This window comes from Winogradskyella pulchriflava, assembly GCF_042434315.1.
Classification (GTDB): Bacteria; Bacteroidota; Bacteroidia; order Flavobacteriales; family Flavobacteriaceae; genus Winogradskyella; species Winogradskyella pulchriflava.
On sequence record NZ_JBHLTQ010000004.1, the window covers coordinates 75,349 to 101,900 of the forward strand.

Sequence of the window (26,552 nt, forward strand, 5' to 3'; positions counted from 1 at the left end):
TTAAGGGAATTCTAATTGTGCTTTGAAAGCTAAGACTATGCGGAAAAACCTCCTTCCATATTACTTTGTATTGGCTTTAATATTTCAATCTATTATTGGATATTCACAACATGAACAAGGCAATTTTAAATCTAAAAAACAACATAGTTTAAGTGAAAACTTACAAAATGCATTAAACCAGCTAGATTTTAATAAAGCTTTACTCATTGCCGATAGTATTGAACATTACGGCAGATTGCATGATGATATTTTATTTGTTAGCTATGGTTATAGTGCTAAAACCGAAATATATAAGTTCAAGGAAGATATTCCGAATGCCAAAAGGTATTTAAAAAAAATCATCCCTATATTTAAAAAACTTAGAATGTATAGTAGGTGGACAGAACAACAGTCTGCATATGCTAGTTTACTTAGAAAGGAAGGTAAACTCGATTCTAGTTTCTTAGTACTAAACCAATTACAACCCTTTATTTCTGACACTCTTGAAAAACGAAGTCTTAAATATTTTTACAATATTAAAGAGACTTCGTTTTTAAGTTCTGGACAAATCGATTCTACAATTCACTACATCTACAAACGTATTGATCTTATAGATGATGATAACAACTATGAACTTGGTAATGCCTATTTACAATTATCAGCTGTATTTTACAAAGTATCAGATTACAGCAAGGCATTACTTTATATAGATAAGGCCATAGAGCAGACTTTGGGAAATGAAGATAAATTCAGGATTCTAGCGAGTAAAAATCATATCGCTAAAAGCAATATATTAATAGGTTTAAAAAAATTTACTGAAGCTGAAACAGAAGCTGAAAAGGCTTTAAAATTACTTAAAGGTAAAAATTCTGTCGAATTCTTCACTAAAGCTAGATTGGCTTTAGCAGGAATTTATTGGAAAACACAGCGCAAAACGCAATCTAAAGATATCATAAATGCTATTGATTTTGAAGGCTTATCTAACCAAACCCAATATGATGTATTGTTAATGAGCCTGAAACAATATGGACATGAGAATAATTGGAAGAAAGCCAACCCAATAATTGCAAAACTTGATAATCTCACACCAGAAATTAGTAGCTTAAATTCAAAGAGTACATTTTACAAATTATCTGCGGATATCTGGAGCGCTCAAAATGAATCAAAAAAAAGTATTGCAGCTCAAAATGAATTTCAAAATTTAAATTCTCAAATCAATACAATGCAACGGACTTATATGGTCTATGATCTTGAAAAAAAATATCAAGTTGAAAAGAAAGACAATGAAATTTTAGCACAACAATTGGCACTACAAAAAAGTAGGGATCAGAATATTTTTGGTGGCATTGCAATTTTTGTTCTTTTATTAATTCTTTTAAGTTTTTTTATAGTTTATAGGCAACGACAAAATATTAAGAACAAGCAGATTGCAACATTAGAAGCACAACAAAATCTAACACGATTAGAAGCCCTTATTGAGGGAGAAGAAAAAGAGCGCTCGCGTTTAGCACAAGAACTTCATGATGGCATAAATGGTGATCTTTCTGTTCTAAAATATAAAATGACTGCTTTGGATTATTCTAAATTTAGTAATGCTGATTTAAAAGAATACAAGGCATCAATCAATCTTTTAGATCAAACTGTTGAACAAATTCGTCAGATATCACATAATTTAATTCCTCCTTCTTTGAATTCCTTCAACTTAAAAGAAGCCATACAGCAATACTGTTTAAAAATAAATAATGCGCATGATATTGATATTAAATTTCAATACTATGGAGATCAATTTAACTTCAAAAAAAATATTGAAATTGTAATTTACAGAATTGTTCAGGAATTAATCAACAATATTATTAAACATGCACAGGCTACTGAGGCTATAGTTCAAATTAACCATCATAAAAAAACGATAGATATAACCATAGAAGATAACGGCATAGGCTTTAGCACTACTACAAACCATGGTGGTATTGGGCTCAAAAATATAGCACATCGCACTGCGTACTTAAATGCCAGCTTAGACATCAACTCTGGGACAGATGGTACATCAGTTACGATTAGTATAGATTTAGAAAAATTACCAAATGATTAAAATTGCAATATTAGACGACCATATAATGATACTAGAAGGTCTAGAATCACTTTTAAAAGGGCAACCAGACATTATAATAACGAAAACTTTTAGTAGTAGCACTGCGCTTATGGACTATCTAAAAAAAGAAACGCCAGACGTATTATTACTAGATATTAATCTTCCTGATGCTAATGGTATTGATATCTGTAAAACCATTAACAAAAAGTATCCTGATATTTCTGTCATTGGCCTATCTAATTATAGTGACACCAGTTTTGTAAAGAATATGATGCGTAATGGTGCTAAGGGATATTTACTAAAAAATACAACAAAAGAAGAATTAATTAAGGCCATTATAAATGTTTACAATGGAGAAAGATACATTCCTGAAACTTTAAAAACTCAATTATTAAATGAAAATTTTGGAGCAACTTCTTCTTCATTTATTCCAAAATTAACCCGAAGAGAAAAAGAAGTGTTAATTGCAATTACCAACCAAAAAACTACAAAAGAGATTGCAGAAAAATTATTCATTACACCAAAAGCTGTAGAAGCGCATCGTAGTAATTTATTTCAAAAACTAGATGTTAAAAACGTCGCAGGACTCGTAAAAGTGGCTATTGAAAAAGGGCTATTAAAATAGGAACCGAACATCCTAAAAAAAACAAGCTGTTCCAATGAAGAAACAGCTTGCTATATAATATATTTAGTACGCTTTATCATGCACATTAGCAATAGCTCTACCTGATGGCTCGTTCATGTTTTTAAATGCTTCATCCCATTCTAAAGCGGTTGCTGTACTACAGGCAACACTTGCTTCTTGCGGCACACTTAAAGCTGCTGCATCACTCGGGAAATGCTCTTCAAAAATAGATCTGTAATAATACTCTTCTTTGTTTTGAGGAGTTTGAATTGGGAATCTAAATTTAGCGTTTGCCAATTGTTCATCTGTTACCTCCTTTTCCACAATTTCTTTTAATGTGTCTATCCAGCTGTAGCCAACACCATCACTAAATTGTTCTTTTTGTCTCCAAGCTACACTTTCTGGCAACATATCTTCAAAGGCTTTTCTAATGACCCATTTTTCCATACGCTCACCATTAATCATTTTATCCTTTGGGTTGATGCGCATTGCCACATCCATAAATTCTTTATCTAAAAATGGTACACGACCTTCAATTCCCCAAGCCATTAAGCTTTTGTTCGCTCTAAGGCAATCGTACATGTGCAACTTATCTAGTTTACGAACAGTTTCTTCATGAAATTCCTGTGCATTTGGTGCTTTATGGAAATATAAATAGCCACCAAAAATCTCGTCTGCACCTTCACCAGACAATACCATTTTAATGCCCATAGACTTAATTACCCTAGCCATTAAATACATAGGTGTAGAAGAACGTATGGTTGTAATATCGTATGTTTCGATGTTATATATTACATCCTTAATAGCATCCAAACCTTCTTGAATGGTAAACTTAATCTCATGGTGAATAGTACCAATATGATCGGCAACTTTTTGCGCTGCTGCTAAATCTGGCGAACCTTCCAAACCTACAGAAAAGGAATGCAATTGTGGCCACCATGCTTGCTCTTTATCATCAGCTTCAATACGACGTTGCGAATATTTTTTAGCTATAGCAGAAGTCACCGAAGAATCTAACCCACCAGATAATAAAACACCATAAGGTACATCACTCATTAATTGTCTGTGTACAGCATCTTCTAATGCTTGTTTTACTTCTGCAATACTAGTCTCGTTTTCTTTAACAGCCTCATACTCCATCCAATCGCGTTTGTACCATTTTACAAATTTTCCATCTTTACTAGACATATAATGTCCAGGAGGAAATAATTCTATCTTAGTACAAATTCCTTCTAAAGCTTTTAACTCTGAAGCCACATAGAATGTTCCGTTTTTATCCCAACCAATATATAGTGGAACAATACCCATGTGATCTCTAGATATGAAATACTCATCTTTTTCAACATCGTAAATTGCAAATCCAAAAATACCATTCATCTCATCTACAAAGTCAACACCTTTTTCTTGATATAAAGCTAAAATAACTTCACAATCGCTTTGTGTTTGAAAATCGTATTTACCTTCAAACTGTTTGCGCAATGCTCTATGGTTGTATATTTCTCCGTTTGCTGCAAGAATTAACCTTTTATCAGGACTCAATAACGGTTGCTTTCCAGAAGCTGGATCCACAATTGCCAAACGCTCATGCGCCATGATTACTTTGTCATCACTGTAAATTCCACTCCAATCTGGTCCACGATGACGTATGGTTTTCGCCATTTCTAATACTTGTGGTCTTAATTCGTCTGCCTCTTGCTTTATATCGAACGCACATACTATTCCGCACATAACTTTATATTTTTTGTTTCTATTATTTATTAATTATAAAGCAAATATGATACTAATGTTTCATATTGAAAACATAAAATAAGTAAATGATTATAAATTGAAATATTTACAAACCCATTTAGTATAATATGAAAGAAAACCGAAGGGTAAAATGAGGTTTTGGTTAAAAATTGAAATTAGGAAATTAATTGGTAGTAGAAAAACTATTAACAAATTACTTAAAACATAGCATATACAACTACTGAATACTGATTACTGCATACTAGATACTGACAACTAACCTACGGTATGTTTAAGTACTTATGCGTCTGTAATGACACTTTCCATTTAGGATTTGCCATGACATAATCCACTATCTGTGGCATCATCTTATCGCGTTTACTCCACTCTGGTTGTAGATATAAAATACAATCCTTATTGACCTTAGCAGCTTGCTCTTCGGCAAATTTAAAATCATCTTTATTGTAGACAATACATTTTAATTCGTGTGCTTTTTCATAGATTTCATCAGTAGGTAATTTCATCTTTTTTGGAGAGAGACAAATCCAATCCCATTGACCAGTAAGTTTATAAGCACCAGAAGTTTCTATATGTGTTTGCACACCTTTAGCCTTCAACTGTTCTGTTAAAGGTCCCATATCCCAAGTTAAGGGTTCACCACCTGTAACCACAATGATATCACTATACTTTACAGCATTCTCAACAATTTTTGAGGTCTCAGTTGCTGGATGTAACTCTGGCAACCAACTTTCCTTTACATCGCACCAATGACAACCTACATCGCAACCACCAATTCTTACGAAATATGCAGCTGTACCTTTATGAAATCCTTCACCTTGAATGGTATAAAATTCTTCCATTAATGGTAATAAGTGACCTTTGTCTATAAGTGCTTGTTTTTCTCTTCTTGTCATAGTTGGCAAAGATAGTTGTTTCGTTGGAAGTTTGAAGAATGAAGCCTGAAGTTTTCTCGTAAAGGCGCAAAGGCGCAAAGCGAAGTGTGAAGATTATTCATAAAATCAAAACTTCGCGACCTTGCGCCTTTGCGAAAAAAACTATTTAGCGGCAATAACATCAATTTCAATACTTGCACCAACAGCCAAACCTGATGCAGCAAAGGTTGTACGTGCTGGTTTCTTTGTAAAGTAAGTTGTATAAACCGAATTAAATTCCTGAAAATCATTAATATCCTTCAATATTACGGTGCATTTTACAACATTATCTAAAGTCAAATTATGGTGTTTTAAAACAGCTTCAATATTTTCAATAGCTTGTTTAGTTTCTGCTTTTACACCTCCTTCAACTAATCCTCCTTTTTGAAAATCCTGACCAATCTGACCTGTCAAAAACAATAAGTCCTCTGTCTCAACAGCATCACTGAATGGCACATTTGCTCTACTTGCTATATGAGATTTATGAAAAGTGATTTCAGAATTTTCGTCTTCACAAGATTGAAAACTCACTAAAATCAATGCTATACAAATTAAAAATTTTGACTTCATTCCAATTGGTTTTAAACTTGATTAAAATTACATTATTTTTATGCAAAATTTATGACTAATGGCGAATTCTGACACTTTCTTCGAAGACATTGCTCAAGGCAATACCTTTAAAGGCGAATATATCACTCTAGGCTCTGCAATGCTTAATGGAGAAACAATTAAAAATGCTTATGTAAATGTACCGTTAAAAACCATGAATCGTCATGGCTTAATTGCTGGTGCAACTGGTACGGGAAAGACTAAAACTTTACAGGTTTTGGCAGAAAATCTTTCAGAAAAAGGTGTGCCTGTTTTGCTTATGGATATAAAAGGAGATTTAAGCGGATTGGCAAAACCAAGTCCTGGTCATGCAAAAATTGACGAGCGTCACGAGAAAATTGGATTGCCTTTTGAACCTAAATCATTTCCTGTAGAAGTGATGACTTTATCTGAGCAAGATGGTGTGCGTTTAAGAGCTACAATTAGTGAATTTGGACCTGTATTAATTTCAAGAATATTAGATGTTACAGAAACCCAAGCCGGAATTATTTCTGTGATTTTTAAATACTGTGACGACAACAAACTGCCTCTATTAGATATAAAAGACTTTAAGAAAATTCTTCAGTATGCTACGAGCGAAGGAAAAAAGGAATTTGAAGAAGCCTATGGTAGAATTTCAACAGCTTCAACGGGAGCTATTCTCAGAAAATTGGTTGAATTAGAACAACAAGGCGGAGACATCTTTTTTGGCGAAACCTCTTTTGACACTCAGGATTTGTTGAGAGTAGATGAAAACGGTCGTGGTTATATAAACATTATTAGATTAACAGATATTCAAGACAAACCAAAGTTGTTTTCAACTTTTATGTTAAGCTTATTGGCTGAAATCTACTCAACCTTTCCAGAGCAAGGAGATAGTGGACGACCAGAACTTATTATGTTTATTGATGAAGCTCATTTAATTTTTAATGAGGCTTCTGATGCTTTATTAAATCAGATTGAGAGTATTGTAAAATTGATACGTAGTAAAGGTGTTGGCCTATATTTTGTAACGCAAAACCCTACTGATGTTCCCGAAGCGGTTTTAGGTCAGTTAGGTTTAAAAGTTCAGCACGCTTTACGTGCATTTACGGCAAAAGACAGAAAAGCGATAAAATTAACAGCACAAAATTATCCTGACACTAAATATTATGACACTGCTGAGGTTTTAACTTCATTAGGTATTGGTGAAGCCTTAGTATCTGCTTTAGACGAAAAAGGAAAACCTACTCCACTAGCAGCAACTATGATGCGCGCACCAATGAGTAGAATGGATATTTTAACCGAAGCTGAACTAGGAAATTTGCTTGCACAATCTAAACTTGCCAGAAAATATAACGAAGAAATTGATAGAGAAAGTGCCTATGAAATGCTCAATGAAAAAATAGAGCAGGCTGAAGCAGAAGAAGCCAAACAAAAGGCTAAAGAAGAGCAAGAAGCACTAAAACGTGCCGAAAGCAAAAAACGTGCTAGTTCAAGTAGAAAAAGCACGAGACAAAATCCAATTGTTAAAGTATTATCAAGCCCAACTGTAATACGAAGTGTTTTAGGTATTTTAACCAAAATGCTTAAATAATTTAAAACCTAAATCTAACATGAAAAACATTTTATACACAGCCTTAATAGGTGCGCTATTGATAACGAGTTGCGCAAAAGAGAAAAAAATAAATCCTTTTTTAATCTCTAAAACCAATATTGGGTTATTAACTGATTCTACCAAAGTAAAAGAACTCGATTCTATTTTTGCTAATGACTCTGTAGTAAGATATATTGCTGGTGATGAATTTGCAGGCTCTGTAAACACTATAGAAGTTTTTGAAAAAGGAGGAAAAAAACTTTTAGACCTTTCACCAAGAGAAGCTTTAGATTCTACCTCTTTAATCTCGAGTGTTCGTATTATAGACGACCGTTACAAAACGAAAAAGAACATTTCAACACTAAGTACTTTTAAAGATATAAAAGAAGCATATAAAGTTTCAAAAGTTGATAATCTCATAAACTCTGTTGTAGTTTCAGTAAATGAAATTAATGCAACGTTTACAATTGATAAAAAGGAATTGCCTGCCAGTTTACGATTTGATATGGATGCCACAATAGATCCTATTCAAATTCCTGAAAAAGCAAAGATTAAATTCTTTATGATACATTGGTAAATCAGTTGGTAGTATTCAGTAATTAGTATGAAAAAGTATACAATCCAAACATCACCATTTGTTGTCCCTACAGACGATGGCAAAATTATAAAAGAACATTTTGGCAATGCTTCTGATGGTAATTCTGATATAAGCATAGCTCACATGGTAGCACCACCTGGTTGGAGCGAACCTTTTCAAACACCTGAGTTTGATGAATACACTTTTATCATAAAAGGAAAAAAGCAGTTTATAATTGATGGCGAAACCATTGTTTTAGAAGCTGGACAATCCATAAAAGTTAACAAAAATACAAGATTGCAATACTCTAACCCATTTACAGAACCTTGTGAATACATCGCTATCTGCTTACCAGCATTTTCAATAGATAGCGTAAACAGAGAACATAAATAGTATGAGTAGCTTTGTAATAAAATCTATAGGCAACGCACTAAATGCAACGAGTTTAGTTTCTTCAAAATTTGCAGCAAAAAAAGCTATTAAGCTATTTGCTTCACCACGAAAAGGACGCTATACTGAAGTGCAAAGGCAAGTAATTAATTCATCTTATTTTGAAGAATTACAATATGATAGTTTAGATATCGCAACCTATAGATGGGTCGGAAAAAATAAAACCGTATTGTTAGCCCATGGCTGGGAAAGTAATGCTTCGCGTTGGGAATATATCCTTAAAGACTTAAAAGCACAAAACTATAATATCATTGCGTTAGATGCACCAGCGCACGGAAGATCTGGCGGCAAACAATTTAATGCCTTACTGTATTCAGAATTTATAAATGTAGTTGCAAAAAAGTTTAAACCAGAGGTCCTCATTGGGCATTCTGTTGGTGGCATGGCTAGCATTTTTTGTATGCATAGCTACCAATTACCATCTGTAAAAAAGATGGTTTTATTGGGAGCACCAGCACACTTTACAGGTGTTTTTGAGAGGTATAAAACTATGATGGGCTATAACAGACGGATTACTAACGGCATGAACAATTTAGTTGTGGAACGTTATGGAAAACCTATAGATTATTATTCTGCTGCAAATTTCTCTGAATCGATAGATGCCAAAGGTTTAATTATACATGACACTAATGATAGAATTATTCCTTATGAAGATGGACAACTCTTTGCCAATCGTTTTAAAAATTCTGAATTAATTAGCACAACTGGTTTTGGGCATGGATTAAAGGATGAATCTTTAACACCAAAGATTATTGAGTTTATAAATCAGTAATCTTTGTCGTACTTTTGCAGTATGTCAGAAAACCTAACACGTCTTAACAAATACCTCAGCGAAGCTGGTTACTGCTCACGTCGCGAAGCCGATCGGTTAATTGATGCTGGTCGTGTAACCATTAACGATGTAGTACCAGAAATGGGCACAAAAGTAGCACCTGACGATGTGGTTAAGGTAGATGGAGAAATTATTGGTGAGCGCAAACAAGATTTCGTTTATCTCGCATTCAATAAACCTGTAGGTATTGTTTGCACTACAGATACAAGAGTAGAAAAGGATAATATTATAGATTACATTAATTACCCTAAACGTATTTTCCCAATCGGTAGATTAGACAAACCAAGTGAAGGCTTAATTCTCCTAACTGATGATGGTGATATCGTTAATAAAATTCTTAGAGCGAGTAACAATCACGAAAAAGAATATGTCGTTACAGTGGACAAACCTATTTCACAGACCTTTATTGAGCGTATGGCTGGTGGAATTTATATTGAAGAATTAGGAAAACGTACTAAAAAATGTGAAGTTAAAAAGATCGACAAGTTTACGTTCAGCATAATCTTAACTCAAGGTTTAAACAGGCAAATTCGAAGAATGTGCGAATATCTCAACTACGAAGTTCAGACCTTAAAACGTATTCGCATTATGAATATTAAGCTTGATATGCCTCTTGGAAAGTATCGCGAACTCACCAAAGAAGAGTTTAAAACGTTAAGCGAACTCATTAGCGATTCTGTTAAAACTTTCAATCCTAAACAAGTCACTTCAAGAAAAAACAGACGTTAATTAAATCATAATTAATAGGCATATTGAGATATTGATTTTTAATTTTAAGAAAATCAACCCAATATGAAATCTCTTTTATCTCTTCTTCTATTATTCTCATTTTTTAGTTTTTCGCAAAATGAGTATTCCGTATCAGATACAAACCCTTATGGCTTACCAAATCCAGAGGCACCAGAGCAAATTAAAGATTATCAACCCTTAGTTGGTAAATGCAACTGCAAATCCGTATCAAGAAACCAAGACCAAACTTGGGCTGATCCTGTGGATATGACATGGGAATGGAAATACATAATGAACGGTATGGCCGTACAAGACGAAACTATTAAAGCCGATGGCAAACACTCTGGCAGTATTCGCCAATTTATTGCAGATAGCAGCAAATGGTATGTGCATTATTACGCTTCTGGAGCTCCTTCGACCAAATTACCAACTTGGGAAGGTAGCAAAACGGAAAATGGAAATATTGTTCTGTATCGTGATCAAAAAGCTCCAAATGGAACCGATGGCTATTTTAGACTTACCTTTTATGATATTGATGCATCTGGTTACAAATGGATTGGTGAATGGACAGACAAAACTGAAAAGGTCGTTTACCCAACATGGAAAATTGATTGTAAAAGAGAAACTGAAACCCTTTCTGATACTGAAATTATAAAGAAAAAATCATTAGCATTTTCAAAAGCTTATATGGATGGCGACATNGACATAAATGCATTGGTGAATATGTACACAGAAGATGGGAAAATACTCCCAAATAACAGAAAAATAATGTCTGGTAAAACAAATTTAAAATCTTATTGGACTATTCCTGAAGGTGTAAAAATAGTGCTCCATAAAGCTACACCTAGTGAAATACGTATTGAAAATGATATAGCTTATGATTATGGCTATTACGAAGGCAAAACACTAACTAAAGACCTAAAAGAAGTACCTTGGAAAGGAAAATACGTCATTATCTGGAAGAAAATCGATGGTGATTGGAAAATCTATTTGGATATTTGGAACAGCGTTGCTGACTAATTCTTATTTTTATTAAGAATTTTATATTAGCATAAAAATGTCAAAATTATCTCCTTTCCATTTAGCAATTCCGGTTCATAATCTTTCAGAGTGCAGAAATTTTTACACTAACACTTTAAATCTTGAAGAAGGCAGAAGTAGTGATCATTGGGTGGATTATAACTTTTTTGGTCATCAATTGGTAATTCATTACAAACCGGAATCAGCAGAAGACACACACACAAACGCTGTTGATGGCAAAGCTGTACCTGTACCTCATTTTGGTGTGGTATTAGAGTGGGATGTATTTCAAGATTTTTCCGAATTATTAAAATCTAAAGGCATCGAATTTATTATAGAACCTTACATTAGGTTTCAAGGAGAAGTTGGCGAGCAAGCCACTATGTTCTTTAAAGATCCATCAGGAAATGCTTTAGAGTTTAAAGCTTTTAAAGATATGAGTCAATTGTTTGCTAAGTAATTTCACTCCTTTTTGCAGACATATTGAAAGGTAAATATATAATGAGAAACAGTGGAATGATAATCAACTGACCTACCAAAATATAATAAGGCCATTCTCCAAAATAATCCAACAACGATGCTGACTTAGGCTTTTCATTCAAATAAAAATAATTAGCATCTAGCAAATAATTTACTGCAACCATAAGCACTACATAAACCTGAAGTGCCAAAAAAGATTTAAAAACACTTTTTAATTTTGGTTTCATTTTAAAAACAAAAATGAAGTAGAATATAATGGTTAGTAAACCTAAGTGTGCTACCCAATACCTAAAATAATCGAAGCTAGGAAAACCTTGTGTAATATCTGGTGTAATGATAGCTTGAAGCGTTCCACCAATAATCCAAAATACTAAAATCTCAAACATCCAATATTTACGAAAGTATGTAAACAAAGGAATAAGCAATGCCATTAAACTACAGAGATAAAGTGGTAAATCAGTTTTAAAATTATAGTTATCAAAACCCATTCTGTATACATGAAAACTGATTACGGTAAGAGACACGAAACAAGCAAAATAATGAATTGCTTTCTGTTTTTGAGATGCGTTAAAATGCTTATTAGAATAACGGATAAAAACGACAGTCAAAACAACAGTTAAAAGTATTGGCAAAACATGTTGTAAACTTCCTATCGTTACAGCGTTTAATGCGATAGAAAGTGATTTTACAAACATAATATAGATTATCTATTATGCTTTCTGTGTTGCTCTCTAGCTAAAAGTGTATTCTTTAAAAGCATAGCAATTGTCATTGGTCCTACTCCACCTGGAACAGGTGTAATATAGCTTGCTTTTTTGCTTACATTTTCAAAATCAACATCACCAGTAATGTAATAGCCTTTTTCAGAATCGTCTGAAACACGCGTAATTCCAACATCTATAATAACCACGTCGTCTTTTACCATTTCAGCTTTTAAGAATCCTGGCACTCCAAGTGCTGAAATAATAATATCTGCTTGAGATGTAATCTGGTTGATGTTTTTAGTATGACTGTGTGTTAGCGTTACCGTTGAGTTTCCCGGAAAACCTTTACGTCCCATTAAAATACTCATCGGGCGACCAACAATATGAGAACGACCAATCACAACAGTATGTTTTCCTTTTGTTTCCACTCCGTAACGATCTAGAAGTTCTAAAATACCAAATGGAGTAGCTGGAATAAACGTTGACATATCTAAGGCCATTTTCCCAAAGTTTGTAGGATGAAAACCATCTACATCTTTATCGGAATTAACAGCCATTAATACTTTTTGCGTATTAATTTGTGGTGGCAATGGCAATTGAATGATGAAACCATCGATATCATCATTGTTATTTAATTCCTCTATTTTATCTAACATTTCTATCTCACTTGTAGTATTAGACATACGCACCATAGTCGATTCAAATCCTACGCGCTCACAAGCTCTAACTTTGCTTCCAACATAAGTTAAACTCGCTCCATCATTACCAACTATAACAGCAGCTAAATGTGGTACTTTTTCACCATCAGCTTTCATCTTATCGACTTCAGCTTTGATTTCATTTTTTATGTCGTTGCTTACTTTTCTTCCGTCTAGTATTGTCATTCTAACTCTTGGTTTCTCGCTGAGACGCAAAGGCGCAAAGCTGATTTAAACTAATTATTTTAAGACTTCTTGTTTACGCTAGAAGTGATTATTTACTGTTTACGATTTACCTACTTAACGTGGCATATTCTTCATCGCCTGCATCATACGCTTTCCGCCTCCACCTTGCATCATCTTCATCATTTTGCTCATTTGGGTAAATTGCTTCAACAATTGGTTTACTTCTTGTACCGAAGTACCAGAACCTTTACCAATTCGTTTTTTGCGACTTGCATTAATTATTGAAGGATTAGAACGTTCTGCTGGAGTCATAGAATGAATTATAGCTTCAATACCTTTAAAAGCGTCGTCATCTATATCTATATCTTTCATCATTTTGCCAGCTCCAGGTATCATGCCTATTAAATCCTTCATGTTACCCATTTTCTTGATTTGCTGAATCTGCTTTAAGAAATCATCAAATCCAAATTGGTTTTTGGCAATCTTCTTTTGAAGTTTACGTGCTTCCTCTTCATCAAACTGCTCTTGAGCACGTTCAACAAGTGAAACCACATCACCCATTCCAAGAATACGATCTGCCATACGCGATGGATAGAAAACATCTATCGCCTCCATCTTCTCACCTGTACCAATAAATTTAATTGGCTTATTGACTACAGACTTAATTGAAATGGCTGCACCACCTCGTGTATCACCATCTAATTTGGTAAGGATAACACCATCAAAATTTAAAATATCATTAAAGGCCTTTGCTGTATTTACCGCATCCTGACCTGTCATAGAATCGACAACAAATAATGTTTCTTGCGGCTGAATTGCTTTATGAATGTTAGAGATTTCATTCATCATCTCTTCATCAACAGCTAAACGACCAGCAGTATCAATAATTACAACATTATGTCCATTAGCTTTTGCGTGTGCAATACCAGCTTGAGAAATGGCAACCGGATCACTGTTTCCTTTATCGCTATAAACCTCAACACCAATCTGGTCTCCTACAACATGTAATTGGTCTATTGCAGCAGGACGATACACATCACACGCTACCAATAAAGGTTTCTTAGTCTTTTTATTTTTTAAATAATTGGCAAGTTTACCAGAAAACGTGGTTTTACCAGAACCTTGTAAACCAGACATTAAAATAACACTTGGAGTACCAGAAAGGTTAATACCTTCTGCATCACCTCCCATAAGTTCGGTTAATTCGTCCTTAACGATTTTAACCATTAACTGACCAGGCTGAAGTGTCGTTAATACGTTTTGACCTAAGGCTTTTTCCTTAACTCTATTAGTAAACTCTTTAGCAATTTTAAAGTTAACATCGGCATCTAAAAGCGCACGTCTTACTTCCTTTAAAGTTTCGGCAACATTTACTTCTGTAATACTACCATGACCTTTTAGTACGTGTAACGCTTTATCTAACTTATCACTTAAATTATTGAACATAATCTTTATCTCTTTTAGAAGTTGCAAATTTAAGAATTTACAAGAGATAAACGAATGTGATATCTATAAATATAACCCTAAATAGTTGAAGATTTTAAAATAGAAAAGAGCTGCCCAGCGGTTGGCAACTCTCCTCATCAACTTAAACTTACTAAAATTACTAACTTATTTAGCGGTTCTTTGTATTAATTACAGGTTCTTTCTAAAACCAAAATATCATCACCTCTGTGCAACTCTAAACGATCTTCCTCACATTCTACAACTAACCATTCGCCTGATATTGCTTGTATGTTTGGACCAGCAACATTAGTAAACGTTACGATAACACCATCATTAGACTGTGATGTTGTCCAAGTAGCATCAATAGTATCAGTATCTGTATAAATAATTACTATTTGATTACTAGCATTAAAACTAAAGTTCCACTCCATTAAATTATCACTTCCATTGTAGTTTACAGCATTCCATATACAGCTTGTTAAAAAGGCATCCACATCTGCTTCACCACAACCGCTTGTATTGGTACAGTCTGACACAATCAATTCTACCTCAAAAACCTCAAAAGCGCTTGGATTGCCTGCAAGCTGTACTCTTACATAAATGGTTTGTGGATTCGTATAATTTGTAAATGGAGATATTAAAGGATTTACGGATGTCTCTGCATCGGCTATTGACGTGTGAAATGACCATTCTACATTATCTTCAGGACAGTCGTAGATAGCATTAAGATCAAAATCTGCCGAGCCATCAAAGACACCTTCATCACAAACTTCAACTACGCGATCCTCAAAACAGCCAAAGTAATCACATTCTTCAGTGTTTAAATACACTGTATATATTTGATAGTTGCCACTCGCAGCTTCTATTCTTAAATAGACTTGAGATTCTAATGTTCCATAAGCTTCGGTTTCTACAATAGCATTTGTATTGTTTTCTGCATCTGCTATTGTGGTATGAAAAGAAGCCGCAAAAGGGTACTGACAATCTATTAAACCAACAGTATTTGTACTTAAATTATATATAGGAACATTATTTGGTTGATGACATTCTACGATTTCAAAATCACCAAAGCAGTTAAACACCTCATCACCTTCATATAAATCACATTCTTCTTCTAAATCAATATAATTATCACCATTAACTAAATATAGGTCATCATCATCACATTCTACAACTTGCCACTGACCAGACAAATCGTTAAAGCCTTGCTGCAATGAAAGCTCTATAAAAACATTACCTGCAACGAGCATCAATTCATAAGTTCCGATTTGGTTTTCAGTTCCATTACCATTATCCACCAATACTTGTCCGTTTGGTGTAAAGTAAACGTAAATAGGAACAACAGAATCTATAAGGTTAGTTTCAAGTCGCCAAGCACATGATTCACCTAAAAGTTCATTAATATCTGAAATAAAACATTCTAAATCGTCTTCGCAATCTTGTTCTAATTCAATGGCATAATCACCACGAACAATCTCTATTTCGTCATCATCACAATCTACAATTAACCATTCGCCACCTAAATCACCTTGAAAAGCTGTTAGGTCGAATAGATGTAAAATTAATCCATTGTCGGTTGAAGTCAACGTCCAATTGCCACCAATTGCGGAAGTAGTTTCTCCTTCTGTAATTGCCAAGCTTCCATCCTCATTAAATATGATTTGATAGATTTCAAAATCGTTGTTTTCATCATCAATATCCCAAGGACATGCCACTAAAAGTTCTGCAATATCCTCTTCGTTGCAGTCATATTCATCATCATCACAATCATCACCTGCAGCCTCAATAGCCTGTGCCAATTCTTGATTAGAGTTAACCTCAACCGTATCTCCATTAGTATATTCTAAAGTTACAGGATAGTTTAAACTAACTATTAACGCGCTGTCATCGTCTTCTAAATCGTCTAGAAATTGGTAAAGTGCTTCGTCATTTTCTATAACAACCGTGTCAATAAGATTAAATTCTGAATTAAATACAGAAAACGAAATAGGATATACAAAATTTACGCACTCAATAACATCGTCAAGGTCATCATCGTCACATTCATTTATAAAGTTTTCGAGTTGATCTTCATTTTCTATAACCACCTCAGTATAATCACTAAAAATTAAAGTTATAGGAAATACAAAATCCAAGAAATCGTCATCATCCTCAAACTGTTCAAACAAATCTTCAAGTTGTCCTAAATCTGCTTCAGTTTCAATGATAATTGTAATATCTCCAACTATGATAGTTACTGGCAGTTCTATTGAAAAACAACTAGAATCATCAAGTATATCATCCATACCACCAAAATGAGCGGTTGTCATGCTCATTAATGTTGCCAATTGAGAAGTAGGCTCAATGGTTTCTTGTTCATTAGGAGTGTTGACTTCCGTCTCTTCATTTAGACAAGACGTAAAGCATAAAAGCGCAAAAAAGGCTAAAAGAAAAAATTTGTTGGTTTTGGTTTTCATAACATTGGGAGCTTTAATCAATTTATTATAAAACAGTTAATGTTTAAATTCTCCTACCTAAAGTTTAAAAAATTTATTTATAATTTGTGAGCCATAAAATTATGAACCAACCATTACAAGATAATATCTGCGAAGAACATTTGTTTGAACGTTTGTACAAAAAACATTCAAAGAATCTTCATGACTTTCTATATTACAAATTTGGAGAGCATTTAAATCCACAAGATAAGGTACAAGATGCTTTTATAAAACTTTGGCAAAACTGCGGTAAAATATCACCAAACAAAGCAAAAAGTTTTTTGTTTACAACTGCCAACAATATGATGCTTAATGAGGTTGCACATCAAAAAGTGGTTTTAAAATATACAAAAACACCTCAAAAACATTCCACTAACGAATCACCAGAGTTTGTAATACAAGAGAAAGAATATCATGAAAAATTACAAAATGCTTTAGCTAATTTAACCGAAGCACAGCGTGTTGCTTTTTTAATGAATAGGGTTGAAGGAAAACGATTTAAAGAAATTGCTACAATTTTAGACATTTCTACAAAGGCTGTTGAAAAACGAATTTATGGAGCGTTAAAAAAGTTAAGAGAAGACATTGATGAGTTGTAGTATTTAATCGCAGTTTCAGTTTTCAGTTTTTGAATTTTGAATTTAAATAAGGGTAGGAGTTTTTTCAACTTAACTGTTATATACTTGAAATGTAATTATGAATAGAGAAGAACTCATAAAAAAATGGTTGGATAACGACCTAAGTACTGAAGAGCAAAAGGCTTTTGAGCAGCTTGAGGATTATAATGATTTAATCCAACTAAATAGTGCTCTAAAATCTTTTAAAGCTCCTGAATTTTCTATTGATAACCGTTATAACGATTTAAAATCTAAACTAGAAACTCACAGACAAAAGCCAAACCAATGGTTTAAGCCTTTACTAAAAGTAGCGGCTGTATTAGCTATTTGTTTTAGTGTCTATTATTACACTACAGGTTTAGATACTGAAATCAATACACAAATTGCGCAAAAAACTCACATTGCGTTACCTGATGCTTCAACCGTAAACCTAAACGCCAATTCTATTGTAACATTCAACAAAAGGGATTGGGACGACAATAGGAACGTGTTTTTAAAAGGTGAAGCCTTTTTTAAAGTAGCTAAAGGAGAAAAATTTGATGTAATTACAGACAACGGAACGGTAACCGTTTTGGGTACACAATTTAATGTAAAACAACGCAACAACTACTTTGAAGTAACTTGCTACGAAGGTTTAGTTGCTGTTACTCATAATGAAAAAACACAAAAACTTAGACCAGGAGAAAGCTTTAGAATAATTGATGGGAAACCATTTGCTACTGAAAAAGAAATCGCTACGCAACCGTCTTGGTTGCGTGGTGAAAGTAGTTTTAAAAGTGTGCCATTACTATATGTTATAACTGAACTAGAAAATCAGTATGATATAAGCTTATCCGTGGATAAAGTTGACACTTCCAGATTATTCACAGGAACTTTTACGCACAAAAATCTAGATTTAGCATTGCAGTCTGTTACAATACCTTTAAATTTAAGCTATAGTAAGTCTGGAACGTCTATTGTATTAAAGCGTGAATAAACTATTACAACGTGTAGTTTTATATTTTTTAATTATTACCTCTTGCAGTCTAGCGTATAGTCAGGAAGAGGAACCACAACCACTTGCTCAAATTCTTACACAGTTAGAAAAACGTTACAATGTAAAGTTTTCATACGAACCAAAAATTATTGAAGGCATAACCATACCTCCACTATACCCAGAACTATCGCTAGAACAAGCACTAAACCAACTAAAACTTACAACTCCGCTTTACTTTACTGTACTTAGCACTAGGTTTATAGCAATTACTCCAAAAGATCATACCATAGAGCGTTTAGAAGAAGTTGTCGTAAACAATTATCTTACTAAAGGAATCTCCAAAACCAATAACGGAGCTATAGAAGTCGATACCAAAGCTTTTGATATACTACCAGGTTTAATAGAACCCGATGTATTGCAAATAGTACAAAAATTACCAGGAGTAATTAGTGTGGATGAGCTTATTTCCAACATCAATGTAAGAGGTGGCACTAATGACCAAAACCTCATTATGTTTGAAGGCATAAGAATGTATCAATCAGGTCATTTTTTTGGTCTCATCTCTGCATTTAATCCTTATTTATCTGATGAAATTAGAGTTTCAAAAAACGGTACAAGTGCTTTATATGGCAATGGAGTTTCTAGTACTATTTCCATTAAAAACTCAAACAAAATAAGTGATAAATACAGCTCGGGAATAGGCGCCAATCTCTTGAGTGTGGATGGTTATGCAAAAATTCCATTGAGTAAAAAAACAGAGTTACAGTTTTCGGCAAGACGTTCCTTTACTGATGTTTTAGCTTCAACAACTTACGATGCTTATTTTGATAGAATTTTTAAGGATTCTGAGCTCAATGCTTCAAACGACATCAACACATTACTGGCATTAAATGAACGTTTTTTGTTTTATGATTTTAACCTTAAGTTTTTATATGATATTGATAAAACTTCAAAACTTCGCATTAATTTTTTAAACATTTACAACAATCTAGATTATAATCAAGTATTTACAGATTCGGACAACAACTTTCAAGAAGCCAAAAGCTCATTAAACCAAGTTAGTTATGGAGCCAATGCCACGTATTCAAAACTATTTAGAGATGGCTTATTTGCTTCGGCTCAAATCTCATATTCTAATTATGATTTGGATGCGCAGAATAACGACATCACTAATCAGCAACTACTAACGCAAGAAAATAAAGTTGAAGATTATGGACTTAGGTTAGACATTTCTAAAACCATAGACAATAACACAGAACTTAGAGGTGGTTACCAATTTAACGAAGTAGGTGTCACAAATTTTGAAGATGTTACCAATCCAAATTTTACCAGTTTTGTAAAAGAGATTAACAGAACACATGCTTTTTTTGGAGAAACTGAACGCTACTCAAAATCGAGAAACACATACATTAGATTAGGAGCAAGAATTAGTTATTTTGAAAAACCCAAGGAACTTGTTATTGAACCTCGTTTTGCTTTTAATCAGAAAATTTCAGATTACTTTAGACTAGAGATTTTAGGTGAATTGAAAAGCCAATCTATATCACAAGTAATAGATTTACAGCAAGACTTTTTTGGCATTGAAAAACGTCGTTGGCAATTATCTAACACTGATAATGTTCCACTAATACGAAGTCAGCAGATATCGCTTGGCATTAGTTATAATCAAAATAATTTACTTGTTTCCTTAGAAGGTTACTACAAAAATGTTGATGACATTACAGCGCGTAGTCAAGGGTTTCAAAATCAATTTCAATTTGTTAATGATATTGGTTCTTATACGGTTACTGGCCTCGATTTCCTTATCAATAAACGCTTCAACAATTTTAGCACTTGGATGGGTTATACATTGAGTAAAAACGATTATAAGTTTGACACCATAAATAATGAAGATCCTTTTCCGAATAGTTTAGATTTAAGACATGTTGCAAATGCTTCAATTACCTACAATTTACATGATTTTAAAATTGGCCTAGGTATCAATTGGCATTCTGGAAGACCATACACCAAACCTTCTGAAACTCAAAACAATGCTAATTCTGTTATTGAATACAGTTCACCTAACAGCTCTAGATTAGCGGACTATTTTAGAACAGATATCTCTGCAGTTTATAATTTTAAATTCACCAAAAACATAAAAGCAGAAGTAGGTGCTTCTGTATGGAATATTTTTAACCAAACAAATATCATTAATCGTTATTACACTTTAAACTCTGATAACGATATTGTTGAAATTGACAATCAATCTTTACAGTTTACACCAAACTTAAGTTTTAGAGTTAGCTTCTAAATTTGAACTTGAAATTCTTAACTTTAAGTTCTCAAAAAATCATAAGTAATGATAGAACAGGAATTATATAAGTTAAAATTCCCTATTGGTGAATTTGAAAAACCAGAAACAATTACACAACAACACTTAAGTAAATGGATTAGTTCTATTGAGACACTACCTGAACGCATTGTATCTATAACAAAAAATCTCAACGACGATGAACTAAATTATAAGTATAGACCTAATGGCTGGACAATAAGACAAGTTGTACACCATTGTGCTGACAGCCATATTAATAGCATTATACGATTTAAACTAACTCTAACGGAAGACAACCCAACCATAAAGCCCTATTTGGAAGACCGATTTGCCAAGCTTATAGATTATTCCGAACCTATTGACTCCTCTATTTCCATATTAAAAGGTGTACACAAAAAACTTGGTGTTTTACTGAGAAGTCTCACTGAAGAAGAATTAAAGCGCAAATTCACGCATCCTGAACACGGTAAATTATTTTCATTAGAAGAAACCATTGGTACTTATGCCTGGCATAGCGACCATCACTTTGCACATATAGAACAGGCACTTTCTGCTAAAGGGAAATATTAATAAAACTCTATTGTTTTACAAAATAATAGAGGCTGTCTGAAAATAACCGTATCATTAATTTTTCAAATAGCCTCTATCATCACAAATGAATTACTTAAGGTTAACCATTTGCGGTTTGTTTTCTTTCTTCTTCTTTTTGCTTTTCTATACTCTTCTTTATTTTTTCAATTGCAGATTCTATAGATTTATCTGGCTCAATTAAATTATACTCACCCCAAAAATTTGGGTCTGAGAAACCTGAAATCGCGTCCGTAATAATAACCGTTGGTCTTAATCTATCCTTACCTTTTATCTTTCTTTCCGTAGTATTAATTTCCCAATCTGTTACGGCCATCTCACTAGACAATGTGTAAACCTTATTAAAGATTTCTCGTTTTTTATTCACTTTAAATTTTAAGCTTAAGTTAGAGTAGCTGTAATACCACTTATTGCCTTTAGCCTTGTAATCTACTTTATAATTTGCCTCTAAAGGATAAACAACAACATCACTTGGCTTCTTTTTTACTAAAAGATTTTTACTCTTAGATTTATTGCTTACATCCAAAGTATAATTAGCACTTACTAAGGCAAGCGATTGAACATCAATATAAAGTTTTCCATTATAGTTAATGTTTAAACCATTATTCTTAGGCTTAAAATCTACTACGTAAACATTTCGATTGTTTATAGTTGAAGGCTCATTAAAGGTAAAACGGTAACTGCTTATGGTTTCGTCGGTGAAGATATATTCTGGATATTTCATAATATCTAAATATATAGTTGAGAAAGGTCCTCCTTGAAGCTTAACCGACACTGTATCTAAACGCTTGTAATCTGTGCTTTTTCTAGCTTTGTTTAATTTAATAGCATCTTGTTGAGAAGAGCTGTTAGGTTGTTTTAAGATATTGACAACAGCCTCAGTTAACGACACATTTCTACTACGACGTTTTATGGTCTCTCTGTAAAATGCCGTCATATATACAGACTCATCTTGGTGGTTATCCTTCTTGTTTTTAAACACTTTCCTCACCAAACTTTCCGCATCTTTGTATGCCGAAATACTAACCGTTGATAGTTCTGTTACTGCTTCATAAAGCATAATAATATTGTCTTCTTTTGACAACTTGGACAATGGGACTACCCTTGTATTATAACCTAATAGGCTAATCACTACTTTTGAGTCCAAATGTTTACTCGGTACTTTAAGCGCAAATTTACCCTCAGAATTTGTAATTGTACCAATATTGGTTTCATTAATATTAAGGCTTGCAGCCTCAAGAACTTTCTTAGATTTGCCATCAACTACTTTTCCGCTAAACTCAGTAAGACTTACCTGTGCATCAATAGAAAAAGTGACCACTAATAGTGAAAAACATGTACTCGCTAAAATTTTAATAAAATAAGTTGTTTTCATAGCAGTAATTTTAAAAATTCATCCTTACTAAGATACAAAAAAAGCACCGAAACACCTATAAACCAAAATGTTAATTAGTTAACTATTAGAATTATTTACTGCTTTTTTTGCTTGCGAAAAGCTGAAGGAGTTTGATTGGTAAATTTTGTAAAAGCCTTGTAAAATGTAACCTTATTATTAAAACCACATTCTAAAGCAATGGCCTCTATTTTATAGTTATCGTACTTACTATCATGCAAATATTGCTTTGCAACCTCTATTCTATGTCTGTTGACATAATCATTAAAACTCTCAGACATGTTTACTGAAAGCGTCTGCGACAGATGATGCGTTTTTTCATTTAAATACTTACCCAATTCTAAGATACTTAAATTACTGTTTAGAAATATTTGATCATTCTCAAACGCATTTTCTATTTTAGTTTTTATGCGCGTCATATCTGTTTCGGAAAGTGGTGAGCCAAAATATTTTTTGCGAATCTGTTTTAAAAAATCTGGGTTTTTGAATAATAAATAACCTATACCAAAAATTAATAAGGTAAGGGTAAGATAGTATAGCGTAAAATCTCTCCAGCCATTTGCGTAATGCGTTAAATAAGAAATAAGGATTGCAGAAGATAAATAAGCTACAACCAAAAACATTGCATATTGTAAGCGCTGTGAGGACAAAACAGAACGCTTTAAATAAAGTAAAACCGAGCTACCAATGGCATAAACCAACATTTGAAAAGCCAATAAATAATTCCACACCATAGTCCTATTTATAAAATTGTCCATAATATATTGATTACGGATTTGGCTGTCCATAAATAAAACATCACCATAACCAATCCAAAATATAACGATTGGAAGTAAATGCAGTATGTCTATAGTTTTTAATGTTTTTTTATCTTGAGTTAAAGACTGAAGATGAATAAACAATAAAGGTCCAAAAAGCATGGCAACCTCATAATAAAACCAACTTCTAAACTGAGGATACAATATCCCTATTTCACCAGAACCATATAAGAATAACAAAATATGAAACCCAACCAGTGCTATCAACAAGGCCAAAGTGATATTCCTTAGGTTTAGGTTTTTAAAAAAAATCCCACCAGCTACAAAAAAAGCTATAAATACCTGAGCGAATAATATATATCTAATGATATCCACATTGTGTTATTTGAGTTAACACAATGTAATACTTATTTTTTGCTTAATAAAACCCTACATACGTTCTGGCACACCTATGCCTAACACACTAAAGGCATTTTTAATGGTTTGCCCAACAGTTTTAGACAGCTCCACTCTAAATGATTTTTCTGCATTGGTATCTGCACCAAGTATCGATACGTTTTGGTAGAATGAATTAAAATCCTTTACTAAATCGTACGTATAATTAGCAATTAACGCAGGACTATGTTGCTCTGCTGCATTTTGAATTACCTCTGGGAATTGCTCTAACTGCTTGATAAGTTGCTTTTCCTTTTCGTGTAGTGACACTTCCGAAGCGCTTACTGTAACAGCATTGTCAATATTTGCTTTTCTTAATATAGACTGAATTCTGGCATAAGTATATTGAATAAACGGCCCTGTATTTCCTTGAAAATCTATAGACTCTTTTGGGTCGAACAGAATTCTTTTTTTAGGATCTACCTTTAAGATGTAATACTTTAAAGCGCCTAAACCAATCGTCTTATAAAGTGATTTTTTCTCTTCTTCTGAGTAATCTTCAAGCTTACCTAGTTCTTTAGAAATCTCTTCTGCAGTATCAGCCATTTCTTGGATTAAATCGTCAGCATCGACAACAGTTCCTTCTCTACTCTTCATTTTTCCGCTTGGTAAATCTACCATACCATAACTTAAATGGTATAAGTTTTTAGCCCAATCAAAACCAAGCTTCTTTAAGATTAAGAACAATACTTTAAAATGGTAGTCTTGCTCGTTACCTACGGTATAAACCATACCACCAACATCAGGAAAATCCTTAATACGTTGTATGGCAGTACCAATATCTTGGGTCATATAAACCGCTGTACCATCACTACGTAACACTATTTTTCTATCTAATCCGTCTTCTGTTAGATCACACCAAACGGAACCATCAGGATCTTTTTCAAAAACACCAGTTTTTAATCCTTCAGCAACAAATTCTTTTCCTAAAAGGTAGGTTTGACTTTCGTAATAGTATTTGTCAAAATCTACACCAATAGCTTTATAGGTTTCTTCAAAACCATCATATACCCAACCATTCATTTTTTCCCAAAGTGCCACAACCTCTTTGTCGCCTGCTTCCCATTTTCTTAGCATTTCTTGGGCTTCCAATAAAATTGGCGCATTCTTTTTTGCATCATCTTCAGATTGTCCATTGACTACCAATTCTGAAATTTCTTTTTTGTAAGCTTTATCAAACTCTACATAGTAATTTCCGACAAGTTTGTCACCTTTTAATTCCGTAGATTCAGGTGTTTCACCATTTCCAAAACGTTGCCAAGCCAACATACTCTTACAAATATGAATACCTCTATCGTTTATAATCTGTGTTTTGTAAACTTTCTTGCCTGATGCTTTTAAAATTTCAGAAACACTATAACCTAAAAGCACATTTCTAACATGTCCTAAATGCAAAGGCTTATTTGTATTTGGTGAGGAATACTCAACCATTACAGCTTTATCATCCGTTTTGTTTACAAAACCATAGTCTGCATTAGCTTTTATAGCGTTGAAGAAATTAATGTAGTAAGAATCATCCATTTCAATATTCAAAAACCCTTTTACTACATTGAAACCTTTTACCAAATCTACATTGTCTAACAAATACTGACCAACTTGTTCGCCTATCACAGCAGGATTACCTTTTACCACACGCAACATAGGAAAAACAACAACTGTAATATCGCCTGCAAACTCCTTGCGAGTCGCTTGAAATTCTACCGATTCTAATTCTGCTTGAAACAACGCTTTTAGTGCTGCCTTTACATGTAATTCTAAAGTTTCTTGAAGAGTCATTATTGCTTTTTTTAGCCTTTATAAAACGCTTGCAAAGATAGCAGTTTTATTGTTTTATTAAGGTTTTGATTCATCTTAATTACCTCTTTTTAAAGAAGCATAAATTCATCTATCAAAAATAAAAAGACAAGAACATCTGCTATGAGGTACCATAGTTTTGGATTCTTTAAACATTAAAAATGATGAGGACGGAAATTTGATAAAATTTGGTCAAGAACTTAGCAGCTAAATTTTTCAAAAAATCATATTTATTCTTATCAGCACTTCAACCTAAACAACTGACTAACAAGATACTACACAAAACGTGCCGTTCGTCGATAAAATGGTAGTTTTTCTATGATTTGTGCCGTTAATCGATATGTCATTTTTTTATTGAATTTCATCTGTCACTTCATCTAATTTATTGGTATTAAATCCTAATAATTAGTGTATTTGAGCACATTATGGCATTTTTGGTAGGCTATTAATCAATGTCCCAAACATTAATGAGGCTTAATTATCAAACATTAACCACGTTGTTATTGTTTAGTGTTGACTTACTTTTGACGTCCCTCTATAAAAGTTTCATACACCAAAACATTG

General features: G+C 33.3%; 23 protein-coding genes. 13 read left to right on the forward strand and 10 right to left on the reverse strand.

The features are described 5' to 3' along the window. The first annotated feature begins 37 nt into the window (after nt 1–37). On the forward strand, nt 38–2,071 hold the full coding sequence (locus ACFFGA_RS08705; protein ID WP_386062598.1) for a sensor histidine kinase: 2,034 nt from the start codon (nt 38–40) through the stop codon (nt 2,069–2,071). Beyond that, nucleotides 2,064–2,696 carry a response regulator gene (locus ACFFGA_RS08710; protein WP_386062601.1) on the forward strand — a complete coding sequence of 211 codons (633 nt, stop codon included), beginning with the start codon at nt 2,064–2,066 and terminating at the stop codon, nt 2,694–2,696. The genes ACFFGA_RS08705 and ACFFGA_RS08710 overlap by 8 nt, the downstream gene beginning before the upstream one ends. Nucleotides 2,697–2,759: 63 nt before the next feature. Here ACFFGA_RS08710 and asnB read toward each other — a convergent pair whose 3' ends face one another. The 3 genes from asnB to ACFFGA_RS08725 all read right to left on the reverse strand — a co-directional run bounded on the left by asnB (nt 2,760) and on the right by ACFFGA_RS08725 (nt 5,926). Then, complete coding sequence (asnB, locus tag ACFFGA_RS08715; RefSeq protein ID WP_386062604.1) at nt 2,760–4,424, reverse strand: asparagine synthase B; 1,665 nt, start codon at nt 4,422–4,424, stop codon at nt 2,760–2,762. A gap of 281 nt (nt 4,425–4,705) precedes the next feature. Beyond that, entirely contained in the window at nt 4,706–5,338 is a 633-nt protein-coding gene (locus ACFFGA_RS08720; protein WP_386062607.1) for a 7-carboxy-7-deazaguanine synthase QueE, read from the reverse strand. A 141-nt stretch (nt 5,339–5,479) separates the two neighbouring features. Further along, nucleotides 5,480–5,926 (reverse strand): RidA family protein, encoded by a 447-nt coding sequence (locus ACFFGA_RS08725; protein WP_386062610.1) that lies wholly within the window; start codon nt 5,924–5,926, stop codon nt 5,480–5,482. A 58-nt stretch (nt 5,927–5,984) separates the two neighbouring features. On the opposite strand from ACFFGA_RS08725, the gene ACFFGA_RS08730 reads away from it, so the two are divergent. The 7 genes from ACFFGA_RS08730 (at nt 5,985) to ACFFGA_RS08760 (ending at nt 11,588) form a co-directional block, all read left to right on the forward strand. Beyond that, nucleotides 5,985–7,520: a helicase HerA-like domain-containing protein gene (locus ACFFGA_RS08730; protein ID WP_386062613.1), complete on the forward strand. Its 1,536-nt coding sequence runs from the start codon at nt 5,985–5,987 to the stop codon at nt 7,518–7,520. Between the two features lie 19 nt (nt 7,521–7,539). Continuing rightward, nucleotides 7,540–8,097 (forward strand): hypothetical protein, encoded by a 558-nt coding sequence (locus tag ACFFGA_RS08735; RefSeq protein ID WP_386062616.1) that lies wholly within the window; start codon nt 7,540–7,542, stop codon nt 8,095–8,097. 27 nt (nt 8,098–8,124) lie between these two features. Further along, nucleotides 8,125–8,490, forward strand: coding sequence for a cupin domain-containing protein (locus ACFFGA_RS08740; protein WP_386062618.1), 366 nt, complete (start codon nt 8,125–8,127; stop codon nt 8,488–8,490). Nucleotide 8,491: 1 nt separating this feature from the next. After that, entirely contained in the window at nt 8,492–9,319 is an 828-nt protein-coding gene (locus tag ACFFGA_RS08745) for an alpha/beta hydrolase (protein ID WP_386062620.1), read from the forward strand. A 21-nt stretch (nt 9,320–9,340) separates the two neighbouring features. Beyond that, nucleotides 9,341–10,108: a 23S rRNA pseudouridine(2604) synthase RluF gene (gene rluF, locus ACFFGA_RS08750; protein WP_386062623.1), complete on the forward strand. Its 768-nt coding sequence runs from the start codon at nt 9,341–9,343 to the stop codon at nt 10,106–10,108. Between the two features lie 300 nt (nt 10,109–10,408). Then, nucleotides 10,409–11,128, forward strand: coding sequence for a YybH family protein (locus tag ACFFGA_RS08755; protein WP_446697947.1), 720 nt, complete (start codon nt 10,409–10,411; stop codon nt 11,126–11,128). Nucleotides 11,129–11,165: 37 nt separating this feature from the next. Next, the gene (locus ACFFGA_RS08760) at nt 11,166–11,588 is read left to right on the forward strand and encodes a VOC family protein (RefSeq protein ID WP_386062628.1); all 423 of its coding nucleotides are present in this window, start codon (nt 11,166–11,168) and stop codon (nt 11,586–11,588) included. Here the strand turns inward: ACFFGA_RS08760 and ACFFGA_RS08765 are convergent. The 4 genes from ACFFGA_RS08765 to ACFFGA_RS08780 all read right to left on the reverse strand — a co-directional run bounded on the left by ACFFGA_RS08765 (nt 11,581) and on the right by ACFFGA_RS08780 (nt 17,098). Next, nucleotides 11,581–12,303, reverse strand: a complete 723-nt coding sequence (locus ACFFGA_RS08765; RefSeq protein ID WP_386062630.1) for a YwaF family protein — start codon at nt 12,301–12,303, stop codon at nt 11,581–11,583. The genes ACFFGA_RS08760 and ACFFGA_RS08765 overlap by 8 nt on opposite strands. An 8-nt stretch (nt 12,304–12,311) precedes the next feature. Beyond that, nucleotides 12,312–13,196 carry a bifunctional 5,10-methylenetetrahydrofolate dehydrogenase/5,10-methenyltetrahydrofolate cyclohydrolase gene (locus tag ACFFGA_RS08770; RefSeq protein ID WP_386062633.1) on the reverse strand — a complete coding sequence of 295 codons (885 nt, stop codon included), beginning with the start codon at nt 13,194–13,196 and terminating at the stop codon, nt 12,312–12,314. Nucleotides 13,197–13,310: 114 nt separating this feature from the next. Further along, entirely contained in the window at nt 13,311–14,642 is a 1,332-nt protein-coding gene (gene ffh, locus ACFFGA_RS08775) for a signal recognition particle protein (RefSeq protein WP_386062635.1), read from the reverse strand. Between the two features lie 185 nt (nt 14,643–14,827). After that, entirely contained in the window at nt 14,828–17,098 is a 2,271-nt protein-coding gene (locus ACFFGA_RS08780) for an FIDD domain-containing protein (RefSeq protein ID WP_386062638.1), read from the reverse strand. Nucleotides 17,099–17,199: 101 nt separating this feature from the next. On the opposite strand from ACFFGA_RS08780, the gene ACFFGA_RS08785 reads away from it, so the two are divergent. The 4 genes from ACFFGA_RS08785 to ACFFGA_RS08800 all read left to right on the forward strand — a co-directional run bounded on the left by ACFFGA_RS08785 (nt 17,200) and on the right by ACFFGA_RS08800 (nt 21,590). Next, nucleotides 17,200–17,715: an RNA polymerase sigma factor gene (locus tag ACFFGA_RS08785; protein WP_386062640.1), complete on the forward strand. Its 516-nt coding sequence runs from the start codon at nt 17,200–17,202 to the stop codon at nt 17,713–17,715. Between the two features lie 97 nt (nt 17,716–17,812). Further along, nucleotides 17,813–18,709, forward strand: coding sequence for a FecR family protein (locus ACFFGA_RS08790; protein ID WP_386062643.1), 897 nt, complete (start codon nt 17,813–17,815; stop codon nt 18,707–18,709). Next, on the forward strand, nt 18,702–20,999 hold the full coding sequence (locus tag ACFFGA_RS08795) for a TonB-dependent receptor domain-containing protein (RefSeq protein WP_386062645.1): 2,298 nt from the start codon (nt 18,702–18,704) through the stop codon (nt 20,997–20,999). Before ACFFGA_RS08790 ends, ACFFGA_RS08795 begins: the two co-directional genes overlap by 8 nt. Nucleotides 21,000–21,047: 48 nt before the next feature. After that, nucleotides 21,048–21,590, forward strand: coding sequence for a YfiT family bacillithiol transferase (locus tag ACFFGA_RS08800; RefSeq protein WP_386062647.1), 543 nt, complete (start codon nt 21,048–21,050; stop codon nt 21,588–21,590). 100 nt (nt 21,591–21,690) lie between these two features. Here the strand turns inward: ACFFGA_RS08800 and ACFFGA_RS08805 are convergent, their stop codons facing one another. The 3 genes from ACFFGA_RS08805 to argS form a co-directional block, all read right to left on the reverse strand. Next, complete coding sequence (locus ACFFGA_RS08805) at nt 21,691–22,983, reverse strand: carboxypeptidase-like regulatory domain-containing protein (protein ID WP_386062650.1); 1,293 nt, start codon at nt 22,981–22,983, stop codon at nt 21,691–21,693. Nucleotides 22,984–23,078: 95 nt separating this feature from the next. Next, nucleotides 23,079–24,134, reverse strand: coding sequence for a helix-turn-helix domain-containing protein (locus ACFFGA_RS08810; RefSeq protein ID WP_386062653.1), 1,056 nt, complete (start codon nt 24,132–24,134; stop codon nt 23,079–23,081). A gap of 54 nt (nt 24,135–24,188) precedes the next feature. Continuing rightward, a complete protein-coding gene (gene argS / locus ACFFGA_RS08815) occupies nt 24,189–25,970 on the reverse strand; it encodes an arginine--tRNA ligase (protein WP_386062656.1) in 1,782 nt (593 codons plus the stop codon). Nucleotides 25,971–26,552 lie beyond the last annotated feature (582 nt).